Here is an 8,264-nt window from a genome sequence, read left to right as displayed (position 1 = left end):
GGGGGCCGGGCCCGCCACACGCGGACCCGGCCCCCAACCACACCCACACACAAAACAGACCTTAAGGTCACGAACCCTATTTACTCTTTATTCCCTGTAACCTTGCCATGCACGATGACGTACAAGCAAGTGTTGGGGATGGAATGCATCGATGGCGGTGTTCCGCCGACACCGCCAGCCCGGACAATCGGCCCATCGTTGGCTGCCGATGTGGGTTATGAGCGGGTAGGGTCGTATTGAGGGGCCAGGCGGGAGCCAAGGTTGTCCTGTGGGCCGTACCGGCCGGCTTCGGGCAGCCTTTGTCATGAGACCCGACAAGCGCCAGGCTGGATCAGCCGGAGCAGTGTCGGTAGAAGGCTCGTAACACAGGCAAGCCCAGGACCTTTAACAAAAGGAGTGGGTATGAGAGTCATCGTCATAGGAGCCACGGGTAGGGTCGGCAGGTTGGTATGCAGCGATCTGGTGGATGCGGGGCATGAGGTCGTGGCTTCGTCCAGGGGGGCAGGGGCCATACAGCCTTCCGAACATGTGGAGGGGCTGGTCCTCGATCTGCACTCACCCCTCTCGGCCATCATCCGGGCCTTCGAGGCGGCCGGGGCCGATGCGGTCATCTTCACGGCGGGTTCTCGTGGCGAAGACATCATGCAGGTCGATGCACTCGGTGCCATCAAGACCATCGAGGCTGCCAAGAAGGCGGGAATCGAACGTTATATCATGCTGGGCGCCATGTATGCGGCCGACATGACCAGGTGGGAGGAACCTGGGCCGAAGATGGCCATAAGAGCCCTCCCGGACTATTACGTGGCCAAATTCGTCGCGGACGATCACCTCCTGCATTCCGGCCTGGACTACACGATCATAGAACCGGGGAGCCTGGTGGATGAGGAAGGGACGGGGAAGATTCAGATCGGGACAACCCGTCCGTGGCCGATTCCCATCCCGGACGTGGCAGGCGCACTGGCGGCATGCGTCGACCTGCCTGGCACGGTGGGCCGAGTCTACGACATGGTGGGCGGTCTGACTCCAATCGGGCAGGCGCTGACTGAATGAATGAATGACTGTATGACTGTATGACTGTATGACTGAACGACCGTATCACCGGCCTATTGCCTTGACCCTGCCGGCCCTCGCGACGCCTGTTTGGGGAGTCCTCTGTAAATTTCCGCCTTCTTGACTCCCCGGGTGGGGGAGCTGGCCCCCGGCGGGAATGCAGCCGCCGGGGGGCCAGCTGTGCTTGGCCCGGCGATGGGGGACCTTGCGGGTCTGGTCATGGGAGGTCCGGGCGGGAGAAGCGGGTCGCTTATGGGTGGACCTGGTCCCCGGATAGATCAGGGGCAATGTCCTGGTCCTGATCCCCCTCCGCCGAGCCCAGGGTGAGGATTTCATCAAGGTTGGCCCGGCTCTTGATGAGCCGATAGGTGGGGTGTCCGGGTGCACGGTCCAGGGCAGACCTGACTTCGGACTCGTCTGTATCCGGCACTCTCAGGGTGGTTCCGTTCAGGGAGACCGGCAGGTTCGCCCCTCTGAGAGCGCGGAAGGCTTCTTCCCAGTCACCGGTCTCGACCGTCAGGGATTGGTGGCCCCTCGTGATTTCGTCCACTGTCCCCTGGGTCTGGACCCTGCCGTGGGATAGGATTACGCACCTGTCGCACTGGCCGGCTTCCGACATGTAGTGGGTGGTGACCAGGACCCCGACCCCCAGGTCCGCTTGCCGGTGGAGCTCACGCCATAGGCGCATCCTGGACACCGGATCCATGCCGGACGTGGGCTCGTCCAGAATGAGGAGTTCCGGCCCGTGCCCCACAGCGACCGCATAGGCGAGGAGGCGTTGGGAGCCGAGGGGGAGGCTTCCGGTAGGCGTGCGTCCGAGGGACTGTGCGAAGTCAACCGTCCACTGGATTGGGCGGGTCCCGTAGACCTGGGCGGCGAAGCGTACGTTCTCGCGGGCGGTCATCGTCGGATAAAGCCCCATCCCTTGAGGAACATAGCCTATATGACGGCGGGAATCGAGGTTGGGGGATGCCCCCAGGAGGGCCGCCGAACCGTGATTGACCTGTTCCAGCCCCAGCAGAATCCTCATCAGGGTGGTCTTCCCAGCTCCGTTTCCTCCGATGAGCCCAATCACCTGACCGGGCATGACCTCCAAGGAGACGCCATGCAGGGCCGTGAATGATCCGAACCGTTTGACGACCGAATCAGCCCTGAGCAGGGGTCGGGCATCAGTCGTCGGCCGTGGGGACCGAGCGGCCGTCCGCGCTTGCATGGATGTCGATGTAGTCGGCGAGGGCATCTCGGAAGTCGCAGACCCCGCTTGGCTACGAGCCTCCATGGTCCGGCCTGGTGTGCCGTCCGCTTGCCGTGACGACCCGTCTTCTTCCTCGTTGGCCCCCTCATCGTCGTTCAGAAGGTAGGCTATGCTGGCGTTTTCCAGGTCGAAGTCACAGCGGGTGAAGCCATCGGGTACACGTCTGTCGGCCGGGGCGGTCCATATGTAAGCAGTATCCGCCCGCCTCCAGTTGTGGAATGACAGGTTGGCCGGACGGTCCTGGGGGCGTGAGCCGAAGGTCGACACGGCCGTGAGCTCCCTTCCCAGGGCAAGAGGTCCCTGCCACAGGCTCCCGGGTGCATGGGCGCAGACGCGGTCGGAGGTCCCGTCGGCCAGGGCCCGGCCCTTGTTCATCAGAAGGAGGGTGGAGGAGCGCTCGGCCTCGTCCAGGTAGGTCGTGGCGAAGACGACGGTCCTGCCATCCGCGGCCTGGGAGGATATCAAGGTCCAGATGTCCTCCCTGCTGGCCGGATCCACTCCGGTCGTCGGCTCATCCAGGAGAAGAAGGTCGGGTTCGTGCAGGGCCGCCATGATGAAGCCCAACTTCTGCCGCATGCCTCCGGAGAGGTTGCGACCGATCCTGGTCCGGGCCATCGTCAGCCCGGCGCTGGCCATGAGGGCTTCGATCCGGTCACGGGCATGAGAGGGGTCCATTTTGTAGACACCTGCCACAAAACGCAGGTTCTCTTCCACGGACATGTCCCGCCAGACTCCGGAGTCTGCAGGCTGGTAGCCGATCTCCTCCTTGGGGGGCAGGCCGGAAACCGAACCGGCATCCGAGTGCACCCTCCCGGCCAGGAGTTTGAGAAGGGTCGATTTGCCCGCTCCGTCGCCACCGGTCAGAGCCGTGACCTTACCCGGTTCGAAGACTGCGGAGAAGGAACGCAGGGCCCGGGTCGTCCCGAATGATACATCCACACGATTCAGCGTGACCGTGACGCCGCTCATCGCGCACCTCCGTGTGTCAGCAGATTGCGCAGTTTCAAGGTCGAGGCCGAGAAGAAGACAATCGCTTCACCGGCCAGGATGACCAGGGGGATCCAGAGTGAACCCCATGATGCCCCACGCAGCATGACCCCCTGAGCCAGGTCGTTGAACCAGGTCAGCGGCAGCAGGTAACCGATCCAGCGGACCGCTGCAGCCATGGATTCCAGGGGGAAGACAATGCCGCTCAACAATATCTGGGGCATGACCAGTATCATGGCCATCTGGACAGCCTGGCCCGAGTTCTGCGAGATGGTGGATATGAAGATGCCCAGTCCCAGGACCACAAAGAGGAAGAGGACGGTCCCCAGGAGGAAGATCCAGAAACTGCCCTTGAAGGGCAGCTCGAATACGGCCATTCCGATTCCCGTGATGATGGCCATGTCGATGATGGCCAGGAGGAAGTAAGGGGCGATCTTGCCCATGATGACCGAACCCGGCCTCAGGGGCATGACGGCCAGCTGCTCCAGAGTGCCCTGTTCGCGCTCGCGGACCAGGCCGAGGCTGGTGATCATGGTCCCTATCAGGGTCATGATCAGACCTATGAGACCGGGGATCATGACGAATGAGGTCTTCAGGTCAGGGTTGAACAGGACGGTCATGTTGTCCTGCGCGGAGGACTGGAGATCGGAGGATTCATCCGTGATGGCCTGACCGGCCTGCCCGTTTTGGCCGACCCCATCCACCTGGGGAGGCATGGGCATCCGGGGGAGGGGTCTTCCCTGGGTGGCGGATTGCTGAGCCTGGATCTGATATTGCTGGAGCTGTTGCATGTAGTCCTTGAGCTTCTGCTGCTGGGACTCGGCGGCTGCCTTTGCCTCTTTCTCGGCCCGGTCCCGCGTTTCCTTGATCTGCTCCTGGGTGTCTTCGGCGTTCACCTGAAGGAAGATGCGCTTGGCCGACTGGGCTGCGAACAGACCGGATCCGTCTATGTAGACATGCGACCGTTTTGTCAGCGGACCGTCCTGGTCCTCCTTGGTCAGGACGACTGCATCGGCCTTTCTGTCTCGCAGAAGGTCACTGGCTGCATCCTTCCCATGCTGGCCGGCATCGGTGTCCACTATGTCGATGCCGTCCTTGGCCGCCCTGTATTTCATGACATCACTGGAATAGGCCTCTGCCCCATCACCTATCACGGCCACTTTCACCCTGTCGACTGAGAGGTTGGCCGCGTAGCCGAAGACGAAGAGGAGCAGGATGGGCATGGCAATCAGCATGGCCAGGGTGCGCTTGTCGCGCAGGAGCTCTCGGAATTCCTTTACAATCAGCGCCTTCAAGGGCGCACCTCCTTGATGTCGGGCCGGGGCCTGCCCCCGGCCATCTCAGTGGAATCAGCGGATTCCCGTAATTCCTCGATTGGCGAATAACAGGATAGCACCGAATTCATCAGTTGGTGAATATTTCTTTGATTGATAAAATGGCCTGGTCGTCAGCAAGGACTCGGTCAAGGGGAGGTGTTCCGCAATGAGTGGAAAGGCAGTCGCGCAGGGCCAGGAAGGTCTCCCTCGCGGTGGACACCGGCACCACCGGGGGAGCCCACGGGCCGATGAGGGCTCCACAGCCTACGACGACATACTCGTTGCCGCCGCCTACGAGTTCTCACACAAGGGCTTCGACAGGGCGACCATGAGGGGAATCGCCACCCGTGCCGGTTGTGACCCCAAGCTCCTTCACTATTACTTCGGCGGCAAGGACGACCTCTTCACCAAGGCCGTCGGGCGGATCGTCGAGGGGAGCCGGCTGCTCGACACCCTCCTCGGGGGTGGTCAGGAGGCGGGAAGGGGTTCCGGCCCCGTAACCGGGGTCGACTTCCTCAAAGCCCTCCTGCGATTCGTGGAGACCACCCCGGAGGGGGCCGTTTATCTGGGTCTGGTGCGCAATGCCGGCGGCGACCCCCATGTGCGCGATCTCATGCTCGGCTTCATCAAGGGGGAACTGGACGGCGAACAACTGAAGCGGCTGGGCATCGACCACCTCCGCGAGAGGTTGATGTTCGCCGCCAGCCAGGTTCTGGGGCTTCTCATCGTCCGTTACGTCTTCAAAGTGGAACCTCTGGCATCCATGCCGGCAGATGGGGTGGCCATGGTCGTCGGACCCGTGGTGGACAGATACCTCCGTGCAGATCTTTCCTTCGATCGGCTCGTGGCCTGAAAGCCGGCAGGATCAGAGCCGCCGCATGGCAGGAAGGGTCGCGGTCTGCCAGGGGTCGATCCGGCCGGGGGTCTGTCAGAACCTGTATGTCAGTTTGAGCCCGGGGTCCATATGGCCGGCGATGCCGGATGCCTGACCCATGTCGGTCTGCTCGCCTTCCATGATGAGTTTGAAAGGGTCGGTATACACATGGCGGCGGACCGTGACCAGGAAAATCAATAGTGGTGTGAGGATGAGCACGGCCGTCAGGGACAGTATGATCATTCCCTCCTGCCAGAAAGGCGGACCTCCGCCATGTTCCCCCAGGTTGGAGGTCATGCGTGATGCCAGGGCATGCCCTATTCCCCAGCCCGCCAGGATGCCAAGCAGGGTGCCGGTGACGGAGCCAAGGGCCATGTCTGCCAGGACCAGGCGGCGGATGTCGCCCATGCTGTATCCGCGTATGCGCAGGAGGGCGAATTCCGTCAGCCGTCCTTTGAAGGCCCTGTCCGGGAGCTTTCGGACGAAGAACAGGCAGAAGAGGGCGAAGACAAGGTAGACCAGGACGGTCAGGTAGGGGGCCATGGTGAGCAGGTTCGCCATGACACCCGGGCTGCCCTTCCCGGTCAGGTTGGCCGAGGTGTCCAGTGCGCCGTCGAAGGGGACCAAGACGACGGAGATGACCAGGGCAGTCAGGGCGGAGACCAGGAAGAGGGGTCTGGAAGAATTGAACCCCTTGCGTATGGAGAGGGCCAGCCAGTCAGCCCCTCTGATGAAATCTCGGGATCTGCGGCCATGCCTCATGGGTCTATGCTCACCTTTCCTCTGCACTCTTCAATCAATTCCAGGTCATGGGTGGCGATGACCGTGACTCCGTCGCGCAGGGCATGCCGGGTCAACTGGTCGATTACGATTCTCCTGTCGTTCTCATCCAATCCCCTGGTCGGTTCATCGAGGAGGGTGACCGGGCGGTCGAGGGCCAGGGTGGCCGCCAGGGCCACCCGCCTGCACTCCCCTTGGGTCAGCCTGCCGGGCAGGGCATCGGCCAGGGGGGTCAGTTGAAAATAATCCAGGAGGGGGAGGGTCTGTGCCCGCCCCGTCCTCCGGGGCCCTCCGCGGGCAAGGGACACGTTTTCCCAGACTGTTAGGCGGGCAAAGAGGGGAGCCTCCAGAAAAAGGGAGGCGCACTGCCAACTCCTCAACCGACTGCCCTCGTAGGTTATGGTGCCTGATTTGGGGACGAGCAGGCCGGCAATGCAGGCGAGGAGGGTGGTCTTTCCGCAGCCCGTCCTGCCCACCAGGGCGGTCAGACGGCCCCTCTTGGCCCGCAGATTGATATGCGAGACCCCTCGCCCGCTGGACGGGTATGCATAACCGACATTGGAAACCGAAAGGGTCATGGTTGCCACCGGCCGATGGGGGGTGAATCGTACGACGGCAATCTGGTAGGGGCGGCACCGCACTGCATGATTCAATCTCCTCAGTCATACTCAAGACAGCCACCCCCCTGGATGGCCCGCCCGTCTTCGGGTGAAGTGGGCGGTGAATGCTACTTTGCCTCCAGCTGCCTTTTCAGATAAGTATACCAGGAGGGAAGGGGCTGTTTCGGGGAAACAAAGGAGAAAAACCAGATATATTCTATGTTTCCAAGGGAAAAGATGATGCTTCCCGATCCATACATGATTCAAGCGCGGCTGCATGAAAATGTGCGCGAACCCTCCCGTATAAGGCGGCTTGCGGGTGGATGCCCGGCAGCCATATTGTTCGTAAGGGCCGCAGCGGGCAGGCACGGAGTCTATGGAGCAGGTGGCAAAGGCCGTTTTCTCTCAATGGAAGCGCGCCGGAGCGATTCGGTTTTCTCGGGTTGGTTCTTGTCCGGGGGATGTTCGCTGTGGTATATTCCTTTTCAACGGTGTGGTGGTTGTACGGGGTTTTGGCTGTTCTTCCTGCTCGTGCAGGCCGGGTCCGGTTTCTGGGCCGTTTTCTGGTCCGGGGCCCTCAGCGATGGTGTGTTTTCCGGTTTTCGGTTTCAATCATTGGGGTGATCATGGCAATCAGCAGGGCAGGCGTATCCGTTCCGTGGCTGTAGTTGTGTTGTCGTTGGGTCTGCTGGCGGGTGTGGGTGTGCAGACGGCTCAGGCCTTCGGCGGTCAGGGTGCTGGGAGGGAGGCCCGCATGTCTTCCCGCACCTGATTGTCCATTCATTTTATATTGCTATGTGCAGTAGGTATCTGCAGGTACTGATTGGCGCAGGATTAAGGTAACAATGATAAGAATCATCTTTAATGCCGCGAAGGCTCAATCTTGTCTGGTCATCCTTCTTTCTGCCTTATTATGTTGCTTCCTCTCTTCCTGTTCCGGCGGTGAGAGTTCTGGCGCTGATATTCCAAGCCCTTCCGGCTCTGTTGACGCTTCTGACGGGCATGCCGATCCTGCTCCGAAGGGTCGGAAGTTGGCCGGCTCCTACGGGGAGATGGTGGACCAGATGTTTCGTGATGATCCGCAGATGTCTGATTATCAGCGTGGGATCTTGGAGCGTGCCAAGCGTGACGGGGCGATCAGCGTGCATGATTATGAGGATGCCTGGTCCCGTTACAAGCAGTGCATGGTGGACCTGGGCCATGTGCATACGCGATTGGCCAAATTCCCCAACGGGGTCTACTACCCCAAGGAATGGGGGCAGGAAGATATGGAGAACCTAGCGAAGACGACGGCCGATGATAAGGCCTGCCTGGAGAAGTATGTGGTGGATGTCAGGGATGTGTATGGCGTTCAGGTCGGCAATCCCGGGCTCTGGGCGAATCAGGATGACGCGATCGCAGAT

General features: G+C 61.4%; 8 protein-coding genes. 3 read left to right on the top strand and 5 right to left on the bottom strand.

Translation table 11 applies throughout. The annotated features are described in order from the left end of the window. Window positions 1–402 precede the first annotated feature (402 nt). Window positions 403–1,050 (top strand): SDR family oxidoreductase, encoded by a 648-nt coding sequence (locus V6584_RS07855; RefSeq protein WP_340470129.1) that lies wholly within the window; start codon window positions 403–405, stop codon window positions 1,048–1,050. Between the two features lie 250 nt (window positions 1,051–1,300). Here V6584_RS07855 and V6584_RS07850 read toward each other — a convergent pair whose 3' ends face one another. After that, window positions 1,301–3,274 (bottom strand): ATP-binding cassette domain-containing protein, encoded by a 1,974-nt coding sequence (locus V6584_RS07850; RefSeq protein ID WP_340470128.1) that lies wholly within the window; start codon window positions 3,272–3,274, stop codon window positions 1,301–1,303. Then, entirely contained in the window at window positions 3,271–4,587 is a 1,317-nt protein-coding gene (locus tag V6584_RS07845; RefSeq protein WP_340470127.1) for an ABC transporter permease, read from the bottom strand. The genes V6584_RS07850 and V6584_RS07845 overlap by 4 nt, the downstream gene beginning before the upstream one ends. Before the next feature lie 187 nt (window positions 4,588–4,774). On the opposite strand from V6584_RS07845, the gene V6584_RS07840 reads away from it, so the two are divergent. Then, complete coding sequence (locus V6584_RS07840) at window positions 4,775–5,461, top strand: TetR/AcrR family transcriptional regulator (protein ID WP_340470126.1); 687 nt, start codon at window positions 4,775–4,777, stop codon at window positions 5,459–5,461. A gap of 75 nt (window positions 5,462–5,536) precedes the next feature. Here the strand turns inward: V6584_RS07840 and V6584_RS07835 are convergent, their stop codons facing one another. From V6584_RS07835 to V6584_RS07825, 3 genes are all read right to left on the bottom strand, one after another. Further along, a complete protein-coding gene (locus V6584_RS07835; protein ID WP_340470125.1) occupies window positions 5,537–6,244 on the bottom strand; it encodes an FtsX-like permease family protein in 708 nt (235 codons plus the stop codon). After that, complete coding sequence (locus tag V6584_RS07830) at window positions 6,241–6,840, bottom strand: ABC transporter ATP-binding protein (RefSeq protein WP_340470124.1); 600 nt, start codon at window positions 6,838–6,840, stop codon at window positions 6,241–6,243. Before V6584_RS07830 ends, V6584_RS07835 begins: the two co-directional genes overlap by 4 nt. A gap of 598 nt (window positions 6,841–7,438) precedes the next feature. Next, entirely contained in the window at window positions 7,439–7,645 is a 207-nt protein-coding gene (locus tag V6584_RS07825; protein ID WP_340486373.1) for a hypothetical protein, read from the bottom strand. 301 nt (window positions 7,646–7,946) lie between these two features. On the opposite strand from V6584_RS07825, the gene V6584_RS07820 reads away from it, so the two are divergent. Continuing rightward, window positions 7,947–8,264, top strand: a 318-nt coding sequence (locus V6584_RS07820; protein WP_340486370.1) for a hypothetical protein, incomplete at its 3' end; no start/stop codon positions are given.

This window comes from Bifidobacterium favimelis, from assembly GCF_037963085.1.
Classification (GTDB): domain Bacteria; phylum Actinomycetota; class Actinomycetes; order Actinomycetales; family Bifidobacteriaceae; genus Bombiscardovia; species Bombiscardovia favimelis.
This window is presented reverse-complemented; position numbering and strand designations above follow the sequence as displayed.